Source organism: Bacillus sp. NPDC093026 (assembly GCF_044754665.1).
In the GTDB taxonomy this organism is placed as follows: Bacteria; Bacillota; Bacilli; order Bacillales; family Bacillaceae; genus Bacillus; species Bacillus maqinnsis.
This window is the reverse complement of the sequence record NZ_JBIVPN010000011.1, coordinates 20,577-38,044: the sequence shown is the minus strand read 5'-3', so window position 1 is coordinate 38,044 and position 17,468 is coordinate 20,577. Positions and strand designations below refer to the sequence as shown.

At 41.1% G+C, this 17,468-nt stretch carries 16 protein-coding genes and 2 tRNA genes; all 18 read right to left on the bottom strand.

Annotation, left to right across the window (positions count from 1 at the left end):
• Positions 1–70 precede the first annotated feature (70 nt).
• The 18 genes from spoIIE to spoVG all read right to left on the bottom strand — a co-directional run bounded on the left by spoIIE (position 71) and on the right by spoVG (position 17,416).
• Positions 71–2,554, bottom strand: a complete 2,484-nt coding sequence (gene spoIIE / locus ACIQCE_RS16065) for a stage II sporulation protein E (RefSeq protein ID WP_400496001.1) — start codon at positions 2,552–2,554, stop codon at positions 71–73.
• A gap of 205 nt (positions 2,555–2,759) precedes the next feature.
• Positions 2,760–2,831: transfer RNA gene (locus ACIQCE_RS16060), tRNA-Glu, on the bottom strand.
• Between the two features lie 25 nt (positions 2,832–2,856).
• Positions 2,857–2,930: transfer RNA gene (locus ACIQCE_RS16055), tRNA-Met, on the bottom strand.
• Between the two features lie 174 nt (positions 2,931–3,104).
• A complete protein-coding gene (locus ACIQCE_RS16050; protein WP_060697873.1) occupies positions 3,105–3,500 on the bottom strand; it encodes a S1 domain-containing RNA-binding protein in 396 nt (131 codons plus the stop codon).
• Between the two features lie 91 nt (positions 3,501–3,591).
• The gene (locus tag ACIQCE_RS16045) at positions 3,592–3,957 is read right to left on the bottom strand and encodes an FtsB family cell division protein (protein WP_353854048.1); all 366 of its coding nucleotides are present in this window, start codon (positions 3,955–3,957) and stop codon (positions 3,592–3,594) included.
• Between the two features lie 18 nt (positions 3,958–3,975).
• A complete protein-coding gene (yabQ, locus tag ACIQCE_RS16040; protein ID WP_400495997.1) occupies positions 3,976–4,614 on the bottom strand; it encodes a spore cortex biosynthesis protein YabQ in 639 nt (212 codons plus the stop codon).
• Entirely contained in the window at positions 4,611–4,919 is a 309-nt protein-coding gene (gene yabP, locus ACIQCE_RS16035; protein WP_353854050.1) for a sporulation protein YabP, read from the bottom strand. The genes yabQ and yabP overlap by 4 nt, the downstream gene beginning before the upstream one ends.
• A gap of 74 nt (positions 4,920–4,993) precedes the next feature.
• The gene (locus ACIQCE_RS16030; protein WP_400495995.1) at positions 4,994–5,254 is read right to left on the bottom strand and encodes an RNA-binding S4 domain-containing protein; all 261 of its coding nucleotides are present in this window, start codon (positions 5,252–5,254) and stop codon (positions 4,994–4,996) included.
• Positions 5,251–6,735 (bottom strand): bifunctional methyltransferase/pyrophosphohydrolase YabN, encoded by a 1,485-nt coding sequence (gene yabN / locus ACIQCE_RS16025; RefSeq protein WP_400495994.1) that lies wholly within the window; start codon positions 6,733–6,735, stop codon positions 5,251–5,253. Before yabN ends, ACIQCE_RS16030 begins: the two co-directional genes overlap by 4 nt.
• 1 nt (position 6,736) lies before the next feature.
• Positions 6,737–8,329 carry a putative polysaccharide biosynthesis protein gene (locus tag ACIQCE_RS16020; RefSeq protein WP_400495992.1) on the bottom strand — a complete coding sequence of 531 codons (1,593 nt, stop codon included), beginning with the start codon at positions 8,327–8,329 and terminating at the stop codon, positions 6,737–6,739.
• Positions 8,330–8,535: 206 nt separating this feature from the next.
• Entirely contained in the window at positions 8,536–9,072 is a 537-nt protein-coding gene (spoVT, locus tag ACIQCE_RS16015; RefSeq protein WP_353854053.1) for a stage V sporulation protein T, read from the bottom strand.
• A 140-nt stretch (positions 9,073–9,212) separates the two neighbouring features.
• Positions 9,213–12,746 carry a transcription-repair coupling factor gene (gene mfd, locus ACIQCE_RS16010; RefSeq protein ID WP_400495989.1) on the bottom strand — a complete coding sequence of 1,178 codons (3,534 nt, stop codon included), beginning with the start codon at positions 12,744–12,746 and terminating at the stop codon, positions 9,213–9,215.
• 67 nt (positions 12,747–12,813) lie between these two features.
• Positions 12,814–13,044, bottom strand: a complete 231-nt coding sequence (fin, locus tag ACIQCE_RS16005; protein WP_353854055.1) for an anti-sigma-F factor Fin — start codon at positions 13,042–13,044, stop codon at positions 12,814–12,816.
• Positions 13,045–13,099: 55 nt separating this feature from the next.
• A complete protein-coding gene (gene pth / locus ACIQCE_RS16000) occupies positions 13,100–13,666 on the bottom strand; it encodes an aminoacyl-tRNA hydrolase (protein WP_400495986.1) in 567 nt (188 codons plus the stop codon).
• A gap of 138 nt (positions 13,667–13,804) precedes the next feature.
• On the bottom strand, positions 13,805–14,431 hold the full coding sequence (locus ACIQCE_RS15995; protein ID WP_400495984.1) for a 50S ribosomal protein L25/general stress protein Ctc: 627 nt from the start codon (positions 14,429–14,431) through the stop codon (positions 13,805–13,807).
• A gap of 145 nt (positions 14,432–14,576) precedes the next feature.
• The gene (locus ACIQCE_RS15990; RefSeq protein ID WP_353854058.1) at positions 14,577–15,530 is read right to left on the bottom strand and encodes a ribose-phosphate diphosphokinase; all 954 of its coding nucleotides are present in this window, start codon (positions 15,528–15,530) and stop codon (positions 14,577–14,579) included.
• Between the two features lie 22 nt (positions 15,531–15,552).
• Positions 15,553–16,923, bottom strand: a complete 1,371-nt coding sequence (gene glmU, locus ACIQCE_RS15985) for a bifunctional UDP-N-acetylglucosamine diphosphorylase/glucosamine-1-phosphate N-acetyltransferase GlmU (RefSeq protein WP_400495982.1) — start codon at positions 16,921–16,923, stop codon at positions 15,553–15,555.
• A gap of 199 nt (positions 16,924–17,122) precedes the next feature.
• Positions 17,123–17,416: a septation regulator SpoVG gene (gene spoVG, locus ACIQCE_RS15980; RefSeq protein WP_353854060.1), complete on the bottom strand. Its 294-nt coding sequence runs from the start codon at positions 17,414–17,416 to the stop codon at positions 17,123–17,125.
• Positions 17,417–17,468 lie beyond the last annotated feature (52 nt).

Genomic DNA, 17,468 nt, shown 5'->3' with positions numbered 1-17,468 from the left:
TCCTCCTGGGATTGTAACTGAATGCTTATATCCCCATCATCGCCAGAAGAAATTCATATTATACGATATTTTAAGAAATCTCTTGTTTCTCGTGATAGAAAGTACCTGTCGGAATAGACGCCCATTTTGGCGTGTTGTGATCTAATCTAATGACAACAACCGTCATATCGTCCTCGATTTGACCTGCTCTTGTCCGAATCACCTCTTCCATTAATAAATCAGCAATCTCTTGCGGGTCCTCCGTTTCAAAGCTTTTCATTTTTCGTTTTACCCACAGATCATGATTTTCAATATGCTTCGGTCCTTCAAAAATGCCATCGCTCATCATAATCAGGAGGTCTCCCGCCTTCATCTGTTCACTCACAACCTCTAATTCAAATTCATCAATAATTCCAATAGGTAAATTACTTGCTTGGACTTTCATCACCTGATCTCCCCGTTTAATGAAGCTCGGGGTTGAACCAATTTTCAGGAACTTACAGCTAGCATCTTGTAAGTCAATAATCGATAAATCTAATGTTGAATAGACTTCATCTGTTGTCCGTAAAGATAAAATACTATTGATGGTCTTGATCGCCACTTTTTCGTCGATACCTGACGCTAATATTTTTTCTAAAAGCTTAATCGTTTCGTTGCTTTCAAAATGGGCCCTTGCGCCATTTCCCATGCCATCACTAATTGCTGCAGCGTATTTTCCTGCACCTAGTTCCATCATGCTGTAGCTGTCTCCTGAAACAAGCCCCCCGCCTTTTGCTGCATGCGCTACACCTGTAGTTACTCGATAAGATTTTGCAGAACCAAATACAACATGACAATAGCCTGTAGGATGCTCAGCGCACTGTTCTGCCTTGACTAAAATCTGCTCCTCTAAAATATCCGAGAGCATTGGAGCGATGATTTTTTCACATTCACCATGACCGTTGCAATAAGGGATTCTCATTTCAATATCGACATTCCCCTGCTCCAAGCTATAGATTTCAACTTGCTGAATTTCAATACCAAAGTGCTGAAGCGCTTCAATCATCTGCTCTTCTTGAATAAAGTGCTGTTCCCTTTCCCGTTTTATTTCCCGGGAAAAATCCTCCATCACTTGTGATACACCCATAAGCTGTTCTGCAACAAGTCGTCTGCTATCTTGGACTTTTTTCTTAAGGGTCTGATTTGCTTTGTAGTAAGCGATTTCTTCCTCAATTAATTCCTCTACTTGTTTTGCTTTTGAGCAGTGCTGGCTGAATTTCTTTTTTAATTTCCGGTTATGTTCATATGTTTTTTCATCTGATTCATGCATAACTTGCTTCATGAGTTCATAGGTTGTATCAAAGTTCTGCACCCAGCATTTATTTTTCTTATAGCACGTTTGACAGGACCGTTCTGTGATCGTACTTAAAAAAAGATCCACATCCTCTTCCTGCTTCTTTTCTTCAGGAATGGATTCATAAAATGTTGCAAAACTCTCAGACAGCGCATGAAATACATTGGAGAATTGGTCTACTTTTTTAGCTGTCACATCTCTTACTTTTCGAGCATATTGCTGCTGCTCCTGTACATGCTCTACCGTACCAGGGATATACTTTGCCACCTTAGAGGTGACCGATTGAGGCGTGAGTAAAAACAGCAAGACTGCCATAACTGATTCATATAAAGTAGTCATTAAACCTGCTGACCCCTCCCCATATAGTGAGATGAGCAAGGAACCGACGATTAAACCAATGGCAGCCCCTACTTTCTTCCCCTCTTTTAGTAAACCGCCCAATAATCCTGAGAAAGCAAGAAGACTCATTTGATAGAGATTCCCAATGTTCGCCAGACCAAGAATTAATCCTGTCACGACACCCACCGTACAACCGATACTTGCCCCTCCAATAAAGGCAAATGTGAGGACTACATAACGCGATAGAATATGCTCAGCCTGCATTCCTTGAAAGGTGATTCCAGCTAAACCTGTTAAAACAGACGCAATTAAAATCATAAAACAGATGATTTCTTCGACCTTTAAGGCGTGTTTCATTTTCCTTACTGTAAAAATCGGCAAGCTTTGAAGAAAAATTAAAGTCAAAATGAAGGCAAGTCCCGCTTCGACGCCCGCCATCATGTAATCGTAGCTTTGTACGGCTCCCTGCTGAGCATAAACAAAGGCTCCTCGTGTAATCAACATCGAGAGGATAATAACAACTGGCAGTGTATTCACTGGATCTTTGATGATGAAAGAAACAATTTTTGACATCATGAGGAACACCATTAATGAAGCAAAAATAAATAATGCATTTTGAGGTGATATGGTCATAGCACCAGCGAGCAAAGCTAGACAAGCGAGCATGGCCTTGTCCTTTTTAATAAGCAACATGGACCCAAAGAAAGGTAAGGCAAACGGCATAATTTCAGATAAAATAAAGGCTCGTCCTAATAAAAAACCGAGAACAACATAAATAAACCCTTTATAGAAAAAAAGAGAATGCGTGTGATGAAGAAACAGATTTTTCATCTTTTTCAAACCTGCACTGATTCTTTCAAAACCCGCTCCTGTTAAATCAGTTCTTCTTTCTAGTTTTTCCATCTTCTCATCCCCCACCTGATATTCGTTGTTTGTCATTATATCGAAGGTGAAAAAGAAATTTTGTCAAAAGAAGTTGTCGTTTCCATAAAACGTTCGACGCTTTATTCGTTATAGATGCATACTTTCATGTAAGTCGATATCATTCATCAGAATTTTACGAAAAGCACAAAAAAACAGCTTTCCAAATGAAAGCTGTTTAAAAAGATGACCCGTACGGGATTCGAACCCGTGTTACCGCCGTGAAAGGGCGGTGTCTTAACCGCTTGACCAACGGGCCTTGCCTTAATGTTCTGTTAAAAGGATAGCGGCGGAGGGAATCGAACCCCCGACCTCACGGGTATGAACCGTACGCTCTAGCCAGCTGAGCTACACCGCCATAATCTAAATGCGCTAAGAAGCACAAGAACTATAATACAAAGGATTCGCTTGTCCGTCAATAGAAAGTTTTAAATTAAATGATCAATTACCCAAAAACGTCATGTTTATAAAAAAAGCATCTGCTGAATTGCAGATGCTTTGATATGAATGATATATAGAAAGCAGCAACAAGTTAACCTCTTCTTGCTCCGCGCCCCCCACGTTTTGATTCCGTATTACGTTTTAAAGATGTTAAGCGATCTTCACTATCTTTTAAGAATTTGTTCATTTTTTGTTCAAACGATTCTTTCGGACGGAAATCATTTCTGCTTGGTCTTGCTTGTTGTTGAGGACGATCTTTTGCTTTTTTAATGGACAAGCCGATTTTGCCGTCTTTTTCAACGTTAATCACTTTCACTTCAACTTGTTCACCGACTTTTAAATGCTCATTGATATCTTTTACATAGTTATCGGCTACTTCACTGATATGAACGAGACCAGTTGAACCGCCTGGCAACTCCACAAAAGCTCCAAAATTTGTAATGCCTGTAACTTTCCCTTGTAACTTGCTGCCAACTTCAATCGACATAAAAAAAGTGCTCCTCCTTAGACTTATAAAAAAATCTCATTTGTTCAATTATACATAAACTGAATTTTAAGTGTCAACAAGGCTAATCACTCTAATTGCCCACATCAAAGATTTTTTCGCCTTTTTTGGACATATAATAGTCCCGTCGTGCTAGTTCGAGCACGTATTCCTTGCTTTTCAGCTTCTTAATCTCATCAGAAATATCTTCCTGCTTTGTTTGTAATTGCTTCAATTCTTTTTCTAACGCAACCTTCTTTTCTTCTTTTTCCTTTAATGCTGATGATTGCGACCAGAGAGCACTTGTCACTAAGACAGCAAACATGAGCACCACTACTCCAAATACGGTAAGCCTTCTAAGGAGTCCTCGGCGTTTGCGTTTTAAGCGCTTCGCTTGCTGTTCCATTTGTTTTTGGTAATCGTTTTGTATTTGTGCGATATTTCTTTTTCTCTCGTTCAAGATTGAAGGCCTCCTCTCTTACTTTGTCCAGAATTGCTTCCATTTCGTTTTGATGGTACGGGATAATTTCTTGGTCCCTTGTAAAATTCCTGCTCCTTTTGAAAAAAACAATCTAACTGATGTTCGCCATTTTTCGGGAATTCGATGGACAATCGTGACATTGAGTAACCAGATGAGCGGATAACAAACAATTGATATCACCTTCCACACAAGCCGAAACGTGAAGCGAACAAGACGCAAGAGCGAGTTGAGCAAGAAAAGAATAGCACGAAGGAGCAATGTGACTGCCAAGCGTATCGGCTGGAAAACAATCGACATTACGATTCTTTTGAGTACCAGAACAGAGTTGTAAATGCATGTCATGGTGAACCTAAGAAGCTTGATATATAACTGTTTCATCAATGATTGATACATAGAAAAGCCTAAGGTAACGGCTAGGAAAATATACAGTCTGAATTCTCCTTCATTTGTCAGCAAAAGCACATAAAAGAATAAGAGACCTTGCACCATCCAAAAAAGGAGATCATGGATGATGAGGAGCCATTTCGCTGTTTTCTCTCGATTCACAAAATGCTTGTACGTATCGAGCGATGCGCCCAGCCAGATGCCCATTGCTGCCATCGAAAGCATCGTATAAAACTGGACTGTCAGTGTCATTTAAACAGCTTGCTAAAAAATCCTTTAGCTTTCTCCCCGTGCTGCTCATCGACATAGATTAAGTCAAAAACACGCCCTTTGATGGACACAACGCCTTTTTCTACATCTAAATTTTTCATTTGCAGATTTTCGCCGCGGATGGCTAGAATACCCATGACCGTTTCTAGCAGAAATTCTTCACTATCAAAGCTTTCCACCTGTTTAACACCGGTAATATCTAAATGCTTTCTGTTTCGCATCGTGACATTGTGCTCCGCTTCTGATGACATCTTCGTGCCTTGAGGTTGATTATAATATTGATTCATTTATACATCCCCCATATCTCATACTTGCATTATTACTGCATTGTATGTGATAGGAAGGTCATTTAGAACAAGCCCTATTCTGCTGTCTTTTCTTCTTTGAGCACTGTATACATGCCTGCAGCTTCTTCTTTTTTCGTCGTGTCCTTTAACTCGTTGACTTTGACAGTCACAAGCTTTTGACCGAAGCGGATTTGAAGCTCGTCTCCTTCTTTCACGTCAGAGCTGGCTTTCGCCTGCGTTCCATTAATAGAAATTCTACCTTGATCGGCTACCTCTTTCGCCAGTGTTCTTCTTTTAATTAAACGAGAAACCTTTAAATATTTATCTAGTCTCATGCGTGATTACCTCTTTCTATTCGTTTGGCATCATTCCATAGATCGTCCATTTCCTCTAATGTCATGTCTTCCAAGGAACGGCCCATGTCCTTTGCCTTTCGTTCTATATGCTGAAACCTTCTAATAAACTTTGTATTTGCTGAAGAGAGTGCCGTTTCAGGCTCTAGCTGATAAAATCGACCAATGTTGACTAGGACAAACAAAAGATCTCCAAATTCATCTTTCATTTGCTTCGTTGTGTCTTCGTTAACATTCTTTGCCACCTCAACTAGGAATTCTTGCTTTTCTTCTTCGTACTTCTTCCAAATATCTTCTACTTCTGTCCAATCGAAGCCAACCTTAGCTGCTTTCTTTTGGAGTTTATATGCTTTGGTTAAAGCTGGAAGTGTCGCTGGAATCGACTGTAAAATAGATGCTGGTCGCTCTGGTTTCTCCTTCTCCTTGATGTCCTCCCAATTGGCGACCACATCTGATGCTTGAGTGACATTCGTATCACCGAATACGTGAGGGTGTCGTCGAATCATTTTTTCTGTGACATGCTGGATGACATCATCAATCGAGAAGTAGCCATCATCCTCACCAATTTGCGCGTGAAGTAAGACTTGCAGGAGCACATCTCCGAGTTCTTCGACGATATGATCTGGGTCCTCTTCATCAATGGCTTCAAGCAGTTCATAGCATTCTTCTATTAAATATGGTTTTAACGATTCATTTGTTTGTTTTTGATCCCACGGACAACCGCCAGGACCTCTTAATGTACGAATGACCTTACGAAAGGTATCGAATTGTTGATAGAGAAGTTCTTCATCTTGAATCGGAGGAACATATACACTTGTTAAGTTATTTATCATCAAATCTCGATCAAGTTCAAATAAAGGCACAGCTTTCATCTGTTCCTGACTGCTGCCAGCAGCGGTGACGATGAAGACTTCATAGTCATCTGGTAATTTTTCCATTAGTGTGAGTTTTACATTCGAAGCTGTCATCTGATCATACACCTGACAGATCAGCACATGCTGCGTCAGTTTCAAATCGTCTGCTTGTAGATTCCCTGCATCAACGAATTGCAGTCCTTCAATCGGATCAATCTGCAAAGCATTAAAGGTCGCATCCAGAAAGCTTTGTCCACCGGCAACATGCACCTGAATGCCCCGCTCCTTTTGCTGAGCCAAGAGCATCTGCACCGTCTTTTCTGCAACAAATGGATGTCCTGGTACTGCATAGACAATGTCCTTGTCCCTAGCCTCAGAGAATAATGTCTCCGTAATCTCTTGATAGACCGAATCAAATTGATCATGCTTCTCATAAACCTCATCAAAAAAGGTAAGAGACGGGATCTTCTGCATTAATTCTACTGTGAGCGGATGATCTTGCGTTCTCATAAAAACTTCTTTTGCCTGTTTCAGTTGCTTATATACACCAATCGTTAGCTGATCCATGTCGCCCGCCCCAAGACCGACGACAGTAATCTTACCTGCCATTTCATTTCCCTCTCATCTGTTTAAAATATAAAATTTTTTCACTTAATGGAATGAGTCTCCATTCCTCGTCCGTAAATACATCTAGTTTAAGAATACTATATAAAAAGGCGATACCACCAATAAAAACTGCAGTCAAGCTCTCTAAAACAGAAAATGGACGTTTTTCAAAGGGAATGGCCCAAGAAAACAGCGCCTGATATCCTAATAAAACGATGGCCATCAATGCGGCTGACAAAAGAATTTTCACTGGGAACAGTTCTCTCATTGAAATCCATCCTTTTCGCTTTAAGTAAACAGCGTTTAGCACCGCTGCGGTGACAAAGCCGAATACTGTCGACCAGGCAGCCCCTTGGATGCCATATAACGGAACAAACACAAACGTCAGACCCCATTTGACGAGCACACTGATGATGACGACAATGGCTGGATAAATGGGATGTCCCAGTCCTTGAAGCAAGGCTGTTTGCGTAATGGCAATAGACGTAAAAGCAATTGATATGCAAAAAATTTGAAGCGTATCTGTACCTAAATCATTACGAAAAAGCATGGTATTCACTGACGATAAGATACAAATAAGACCTACCGAAGAGCCAATTCCTAAAACCGAGGTTGACTTTACGGATGTTCTGACCTTTTGCCGGATAGCATCATGGTGTCCATTTCTCATGGCTGACGATAAAAATGGAACGAGAGAGGTTCCTATACTAATCGCAAACACCGTCCCTAGCTGCAAGAAAGGCTGACCTCGATCATAGACACCCTTCGCCGCCTTCGCATCAGCTTCACTCATTCCCCCACTGCGTAGCAAGGAATAAAGATGAAAAGCATCGATCATTTGCATCCATATCATGAGCAACCCGCTCACACAGATTGTCAATGTATAAAGCAATAAACTCTTCAGAACATCTTTGTTTCGAAGCGTTGCCCGTTTTAACGTTATTTTAGAAAACATCTGTTTTCTGAATTTCACCCAAAGTATGACTAATAGCACGAGAGAAGCCGCACTTCCTGCAATGGAGGAAAAAACAGCGCCAGCCCCTGTTTCATAGAGCGTATAGCCATGCCTCACTAAATAAAAGGATAAGACAAGCAAGACACCCACCCTGATGATCTGCTCCACCATTTGTGATACTGCGGTTGGGAGCATCATTCCATCACTCTGAAAGACACCTCTTAGCATGACAGTCAGTGGCAAAAATAAAAAAACAAACGCACACATCTGGATGAGCAAAATTAATTGGCTGTCTGCCATCATTTGCGCAATCCAGCCTGCTCCTATATATAGACAGAGAAATAAGACCAAACTCATCATAGTGATATACAGCAAAGACACTCTTGTAATCACCCTACGGTTCTCTTCCCCATGCTCACTCAACAACTTGGACACCATCACTGGAAACCCAGTGGTTCCAAGCATAACTGCAGTGCCGAGAAAGGGGTACACCTGTTGATAAATATAAAAACCCGTATCCCCCACTATGTTTTGAAAAGGAACACGATAGACGGCACTTAATATCTTTGATAACAAGCCTGCGATGGTTAAAATCACCGCACCTTGAAAAAGCCAATGTGGCTGATTCACAGCATTTTTCATGGATGACTCCTTTATGTTCAATCAAAAAAACTGTACCTGCTTTAAACGCACTCATTATATCATACATCACAGGACAGCTTTTCTTTCTATGGAGTAGACGGGAGAATCCTTGTTTTGTTTCAGACCATATAAAAAACGCCGACAAAATCAAAGGATTTTATCGGCATTCTCATGGTGTAGCGAAATGATATAGAGATATATTAGACCTAATGTTCCATTTGACGGGCTAAGAAGCCAGCTGCCGTCTCCGCTGCTTTATGCTCCACTTCTCCCATTGAACGCTCTTTAGAAAATAAGACGACTGCGCCAATTGGATCTCCGTTTGCAACAATAGGTGCAATGGTATAAGCTGATACGTCATCATCAATACCATCAATAAGTTGAATTTCTTTCTTGCTTTCCTCTAATACAGAATTACGCTGATCCATGGTTCGTTCAATTAAATCACTAACTGATTTGTTTAAATACTCTTTTTTCGAACTACCGGATACAGCAATATACGTATCACGATCACAAATGAGCACGGAATGACCCAAACTGTCGAATAATGCATCAGCATATTCCTTCGCAAAGTCTCCCAACTCACTAATCGGTGAATACTTCTTCAAAATGACTTCTCCGTCGCGATCGACAAAGATTTCAAGCGGATCTCCTTCCCGGATGCGCAAAGTTCTGCGAATTTCCTTTGGAATAACCACTCTTCCTAGATCGTCGATGCGGCGTACAATTCCAGTTGCTTTCATTCACTGCTGCCTCTCTTTCGTTTGATGATGTTTTTGGGTGAATGGAACAAAAGCGTCGACTTTATGCAACATTCACCACTTGACTCTGTGCTTAGTATCCTTCACATCAAACGTAATATACACAAGAGATCAACAAAATTTTATGAAGACGGGATGGTTTCTTTTTTCACACTTTGAAGACCGCGAAGCATACCAAGAACGATCTCTAACCATTCTTCGGTTTTTTTCCCTTTTGTTTGTACAGAAATAATCAGTTTACTGCCCTCCATTCCTAATCCAATGTCCCTTCCATATTGGCTACCAAGCTCAAATAATTTTTGACCGTCGATTTCACTGCTTGCTTTCTCATCAAGAGTGAGTCTGACAATGCCCTTCTCCATCTTGATGAGCTCCACCCGTTCCTGAACAGCATAAACCTTCATCGTGGCTATCGTAAATAAGTCAGCCACTTCTTGTGGATATTCACCGAAGCGGTCAATCATTTCAGCCTGAAGTTCTTTACGTTCTTCAATCGAACCAATCGCTCTAAACTGTTTATACATCTCGATCTTTTGTTTGCCATCTGAGATATATGAATCTGGGATGTAAGCGTCAATTTGCAGGTCGATTTCTGGCTCGAATTTTTCTTGAGCTGTCGTGTCGCCTCTTCTTTCTTCAATCGCTTCTTTCAGCATTTGAGAATAAAGGTCAAATCCAACAGAGTCAATGAAGCCGTGCTGTTGAGCACCAAGTAAGTTACCTGCTCCTCGAATCGTTAAATCACGCATCGCAATTTTAAAGCCTGATCCAAGCTCTGTGAACTCTTTAATGGCCTGTAGTCTTTTTTCTGCTACTTCAGAAAGGACTTTGTCTTTTCTATATGTGAAATACGCATAGGCCACACGATTAGAGCGTCCAACTCTTCCTCTTAACTGGTAGAGCTGGGAGAGACCCATTTTGTCGGCATCATGGACAATGAGCGTGTTCACATTCGGAATGTCAACACCCGTTTCAATAATGGTTGTACTGACCAATACATCAGATTCACCCTCAAGGAAGTTGAGCATGACCGATTCTAATTCATTCTCACTCATTTTACCGTGTGCGTAACTGACTTTAGCGTCTGGAACGAGCATTGAGATTTCTTCTGCTTTACGCTCCATGTCCTCGACACGATTGTAAAGGAAGTACACTTGGCCGCCTCGTGCCAACTCTCGCTCAATCGCTTCTCTAACTAGAGCGCCATTGTATTCTACAACGTATGTTTGAACTGGGAAACGGTTTTCAGGTGGTGTTTCAATAACAGACAAATCACGCACACCGAGCATCGACATATGAAGAGTACGCGGAATTGGTGTTGCAGTTAATGTCAGCACATCAATATTGGCTTTCATTTGCTTAATTTTCTCTTTATGTGTCACGCCAAAACGCTGTTCCTCATCAATGATCAACAGTCCTAAATCCTTGTACACAATGTCCTTTGAAAGGAGACGGTGTGTCCCGATAACCATATCAATCGTTCCATTCTTTAACCCTTTTAACGTTTCAGTTGTTTCTTTTCGGGTACGAAAACGGCTAAGCTGAGCAATCTTGATAGGATAGTCTTGAAACCGATCAATGATCGTATCGTAATGCTGCTGAGCCAAAATAGTTGTCGGAACAAGTAGTGCAACCTGCTTCCCGTCTGCAATGGCTTTGAAGGCAGCCCGAATGGCCACCTCTGTTTTCCCATACCCTACGTCTCCACAAAGCAGACGATCCATCGGACGTTCCCGCTCCATGTCTTTCTTGATTTCTTGAATAGAGCGAATTTGATCCTCTGTTTCTTGGTACGGGAATGTAGATTCAAATTGGCGCTGCATTTCATGGTCTGGTGAAAATGCATAGCCCTTGCTTGCTTCACGCTCTGCATACAGCTTGATGAGATCATCTGCAATATCCTGAACAGATGACTCCACTTTTTTCTTCACACGTTTCCAGTCGCTTCCGCCTAGTTTGTACAGCTTCGGTTCTTTTCCTTCTGAACCTACGTATTTTTGTACCTGATCAATTTGTTCAACAGGCACATAGAGCTTGTCGCTTCCTTGGTAATGAATGTTTAAATAATCTTTATGAATGCCGCCGATTTCAAGTGTTTCGATTCCTAAATATTTTCCGATCCCGTGGTTAATATGCACCACATAATCGCCGACCTGTAGCTCTGAATAGCTCTTGATTCGCTCAGCATTAGTGAGTTTTTGCTTACGTGCCTGTTTTTTCACACGTTTCTTAAACAGTTCACCTTCTGTAATCAAGGCAATTTTCGATAATGGCAATTCAAAACCTGTTTGAAGCTCACCTTGTAAAATATAAACTTGCCCACTCACAAGCTCAGTATCATGATTCGCAAGCGCTGCTTCAATGTCATAGTCATGTAATACAGAAGACAGTTTCTGCGCTCTCTCCTCATCAGCACCTAAAAAGACAACGGTATAGTTTTGTTTCTTGTAGCGCTCAATTTCACTGGCAAGAACATTCATTTGCCCATGGAAATTCTGCATCTGCTTACTAGATACATTGACGATATTTTGCGGATTTGTATGCTGGACATGCCTTAAGAACAATGAGTAATACAAAATCGACCTCGATTGCTTATTCATTAGCTCTTGAAACGGCAATGAGAGTTTTAAATCGTGAAGAATATTTCCTTCTTCTAGCAAACTAATTGTCCAATCAGCTTCTTCCTGTTTAAGCTGTTCTTCCATCTCCTGAATTCTACTGATTTCATCTAGGATGATAATCGTGTCTTGTGCAGTATAATCTAGCAAACTAGCAGGTTTCTCATAGAAATACGAAAGGTACTTTGTCATCTCTTGTGTGACGATGCCTTCTAACAGCTTCTCTCGATCAGCAGAAATGTTCTGATGCAATAATTCCTTTTGTTTGTCTGAATTGAATTTTTTCAAACTTTTCGCAAGTCCTTGATCAAGCTGTTCAATGGCTCTCACTCGTTCAGGCCCTCTGACAATCAGCTCTTTCGCTGGACCAATTTTGACTTCTTGAAGCGATTCTAGAGACCGCTGTGTATCGGAATGGAAAGTCCGAATCGAGTCAATTTCAGTATCAAACAGCTCAATACGAATGGGATGCTCCTCCGTTAACGCATAAATATCAATGATGCCTCCACGCACACTAAAATCTCCGGGCGCAGCGACCATGGGCGTCCGGTCATAACCGATTTGTACAAGTTTTTTTGAAAACGCATCCAAATCAATTTCTTCACCAATCTCCAAGTGAATCTGGCTCTCCTTCCAGAGCTCAACTGGCGGAAGCATTCGGCGAACTGCTGCTACCGGGGTCACGACAATGGGGTTTTCTCCATTGACTAGACGGTTGAGCACATCAAGCCGCTGCGCTCTTAGTTCAGGGCTGGCGACAGCAATTTCTGAAGCAATGAGTTCGTTTACAGGATAAAGAAGGACTGAGCGATCTGATACGACACTTGCTAGATCATCTGTTACCTTCTGCGCCTGATACAAATTATGTGTCACAATAAACATTGGACGGTTTGATTCATCTGATATTGCCGCTGTATATAAAGATCTGACGGAGCCTGATAGTCCTGCGAGCAACTGTTCTTTTAACCCTTCCTTTAGCCCATTGAAAATGGACTGAAAATCATCACTTTGTTTGATAAAAGATTGTATATTTTTCATTTGGCTCCTCCTCCCTGTTTGGTTAAAACAGAAAAACGCTTTGGTCTAAATCTACACCAAAGCTTTTTTATTGAATAAATGTATGATACTGGTGATAATCGGGATTTCTTTCGAGCGCCTCTTGGCAATCCTCACAAATGGTCTGTACATGTAAATCACCATTTTCCTTATAAGAAATCATATCGTTTCTTTCCTCATTTGTTAAGTGATGAAATCCAAGTGATTTACTTTGGACGACAGATTCATCTAAACTGCCAACTTTTACACCACAGTGCCGGCAGTAATAATGCAAAGCCATACGTCATCCTCCCATGTAGAGATTTTATGAACAGTATGTGCTTTGCTTATCATTCTTATACCTTCTTGTTAAAATCATTCATGACTTCTAAAAACGGCTTCGTTAAAGCTACTTCGCAAGCCTCAACAGACGCTTGAATGGCTGATACGATAACAGGCTGCTCTTCTTCTGAAAAACGCCCCAATACGTAATCTACCACCTTCATGCCATTTTGCGGACGTCCAATGCCAATTCGGATTCGATCAAATTCAGGTGAGCCTAGATGCTGAATCAAAGATTTAATCCCATTATGCCCTCCTGCACTACCCTTTGTACGTAAACGAATTCGACCAGTCGGTAAATCGAGATCATCATAGATGACTTTCACATCCTCAAGAGGAATGTCATAGTAATCCAAAAGAGGACGCACGCATTCTCCTGATAAGTTCATATATGTAAGAGGCTTAACAAGTAGAACCTTTTGCCCCGAAACAATTCCTGTTCCATACTGTCCATTAAATTTTGATTGATTTAATGGAATGTTCCATTTTTTTGATAATTCATCTATTGTCATAAATCCGACATTATGTCTCGTTTTTTCGTATTCCCTTCCAGGATTACCCAATCCAATGAATGTAATCATGAAAGCAACCTCCCTTGTCACACGTGCACACGCCTAAAAGATGAGCCAATATCATTGCCTCATTTCAAAACGTGTGAATACTCTTCATTCTAGCACAAAAGACGCAACCACGGGAGGGTTACGTCTCTAAATGGCCAGTTATTCTCTGTCGTTACCTTTTTCTCTAATGGCCTCCGGTTCTTTTTGTTCCGCTTCACTATGAGGCTCTGAAACCTCGGATTGCTGCGGCGGCAGAATGGATGCAACGACTTCTTCTGGATCGTTATTAATTTTATAAGATGACTGAACAGAAAGATCACCGACTGTCAGTACATCATTCACATCTAGGTTTGTAATATCAGCTTCAATATTTTGGGGGATATCGTTTGGTTTCGCTGTGATGGATATCTCAAATAATGGCTGTTGAAGCACACCGCCATTTTTCACACCTTTAGATTCTCCAATTAGCTGTACAGGTACATCTGCTTCAATTTCTCGCTGTAAGTCAACCACTTGGAAATCAGCGTGGACAAGTTCATTTTTCAGTGGGTCTGTTTGTAATTCTGTGACCATAACGGATTTTGTCTCACCGTTTACTTCTAATGTGATGATTGTATTTTTTCCTTCATCACGTAATGTCTTTAATAGCTCGACACTATCTAACGAAACAGCTAAATTATCTGTATTTTTTCCGTATATGACACCAGGAACATGTCCTGAATGACGGATTTTTTGCAGTGTGGAACGTTTGAAATCAGTTCTTTCAGTTGCTTTTAAAGTTGTCATATTCAGCACCATCCTCTTTCTTTTTTGTCACTACTTTCATACATACCCATAACTGAGTCATTTCAAACATGTGCGCTTTCATTTATAACGTGAGAAAAGCACAAAAGGCTCTAAGCAACTGCCTAGGGCCTTTTTTATAAGAGAATTAACTAAAAAGGTAGCTAACAGATTCTTCTTCATGTACTCTGATGATGGCTTCAGCAAGCAAAGGCCCAACTGAAAGTGGAATGAATTTATCTACTTTCTTCTCCTCTGTTAAACGAATACTGTTTGTTACAACCAATTCTTTGATTTTTGAATTTGTGATCCGTTCTACTGCTGGTCCTGACAACACCGGGTGTGTACAGCAAGCATATACTTCAGCCGCTCCGTTTTCGACAAGCGCATTTGCTGCTAGTGTAATCGTACCCGCTGTATCAATGATATCGTCAATTAGAATTGCGGTTTTGCCTTCAATGTTACCAATGATGTTCATCACTTCAGCAACGTTTGGTCTTGGACGACGTTTGTCGATAATAGCGATTGGTGCTTTCAGGCGATCTGCCATTTTACGCGCACGCGTCACACCACCGTGATCAGGAGAAACCACCACGATATCATTTAAGTTTTTCTGTTCAAAATAGTTTGTTAGAATTGGCACAGCCATTAAGTTATCAATTGGAATATCAAAGAAACCTTGGATTTGTGGCGCATGTAGGTCAAGTGCGATGACACGTGTAGCGCCTGCTGTTTCAAGTAGGTTCGCAAAAAGTTTCGCCGTGATGGGCTCACGCGGTTTTGCCTTACGATCTTGACGTGCATATCCATAGTAAGGGATCACAATGTTGACCGTTTTGGCAGAAGCACGTTTTAGCGCATCCACCATAATTAATAGTTCCATAATATGCTCATTCACTGGTGCACTTGTCGATTGAATGACATAGCAATCACAGCCGCGAATACTTTCTTCAATATTGATTTGGACTTCACCGTCACTAAAACGTTTAACAGAGCTCTTTCCTAGATCAACTCCGATACGCTCGGCAATTTCTTCAGCAAGTTCAGGGTTAGAATTTAAAGAGAAAATCTTTAAATTCGCATCAGCATAACGATTAGACATTGTAAACCTCCGGGTATTTGGATTATTTTTTATGAATATTTTTCACATAATCTTCTTTATTGACTTGTCTTGCTCTTGCAATAGACAATGCATCCTGCGGCACATTTTTTGTGACCGTTGAACCAGCTGCAACATATGCCCCTTTTCCGACAGTGACTGGTGCAATGAGATTTGAATTGCAGCCAATAAAGGCGCCATCTTCAATCTTCGTTAAAAATTTGTTCTTCCCATCGTAATTAACTGTAATGGACCCACAGCCAAGGTTTACATCAGTACCGACCTCTGCATCTCCAATATAACTAAGGTGAGATGCTTTACTGCGGTCACCGAAAACCGTTTTCTTGATTTCGACAAAGTTCCCAATCTTCACTTCATTGCCGATTTTTGAAAGTGGGCGTATATGAGCAAATGGACCAATCGTCACATCAACCCCGACCTCACTATCGCAGACAACAGATTGCTTGATCACTGTTCGATCTCCAATGATGCTATCAACAATTTCTGTGTTCGGTCCAATTGTGGCGTCTGCACCAATTCTTACTTTCCCTTTGATGACCGTTCCAGGATAAATGATTGTATCTTCACCGATGACAGCATCTGCTGAGATATACGTGTTTTCAGGATCAATTAAGGTTACACCATTTCTCATATGCTGATGATTTATACGACGCTTCATTAAAAGCTCTGCTTGAGAGAGCGCGATTCGATCGTTCACTCCGAGTGTTTCTTCAAAATGTGCTGTTTGATAAGCTGCAACCGTTTGCCCTTCATTTTTTAAGATCTCAATGACATCTGGCAAATAGTACTCACCCTGTGCATTTTCATTCGACACCTGCTCAATCACACGAAAAAGATCTTCATTAGAAAAGCAATAAGTCCCTGTATTAATTTCATTCACTTGAAGTTCAGCTTCATTCGCATCTTTGTGCTCGACAATCTTCACAACCGCACCTGTTTCGTCACGAATGATACGGCCATAGCCTGTTGGATCATCTGCGTGTGCTGTTAGAATGGTCACCTTCGCTTGATGTTTTTGATGCTCGCTTAACATGGCTTCCATTGTTTCCGCTGTCAATAATGGCGTATCCCCACAAATGACAATGGTTGTTCCCTTTTCCTGCGAAAGGAACGGTTTCGCCTGTTTGACGGCATGTGCTGTTCCTAGCTGCTCTTCTTGAAGTGCATATTCACTTCTGTCCCCAAGCTGTTCCTTGACGTCCTCTGCTCCATGGCCGACAATGGTCACCAGCTTGGCTAAAGATAGCTTTAACGCTTCGTCTGCCACATGCTCGACCATTGGCTTTCCGCAAACTGGATGAAGTACTTTGTATAGCTTTGACTTCATTCTCGTTCCTTTTCCCGCTGCTAAAATCACTGCGAACCGCTTATCCATTGATTGGCCTCCAATATCCCTATTATCCATAGAAAAATATATCCTAAATATGGACTGATTTCAAGGATACATGAGGAAGTACAATCATTTTCTAATGGATGTAACACATACGAAACATGAAGAAAAACGCAAAAAAGACAGCATGTAAAAGAAAACATTTCATTTTCTCTTAAAGCTGTCTTTTTAGATTCAGATATGATTAAGAAGCTCCAGCTTCTTCATATTCGATTGCTTCTTCTTCGCCTAAGCGATGATATTCATTTAATACAGCATCTTGGATTTTACCCCGAGTGCTTGAATTAATCGGATGTGCAATATCGCGAAACTCTCCATCAGGCGTGCGTTTGCTAGGCATTGCAACAAACAATCCATTATTTCCATCAATCACACGAATATCATGAACAACAAATTCGTGGTCCAGCGTGATGGATGCAATCGCCCTCATGCGACCATCGGTATTCACGCGGCGTAATCTTACGTCAGTAACTTCCACAGTAGTTCACCACCTTTTCCCAATATAAAAGCATTAATTAGGTATTCAACGA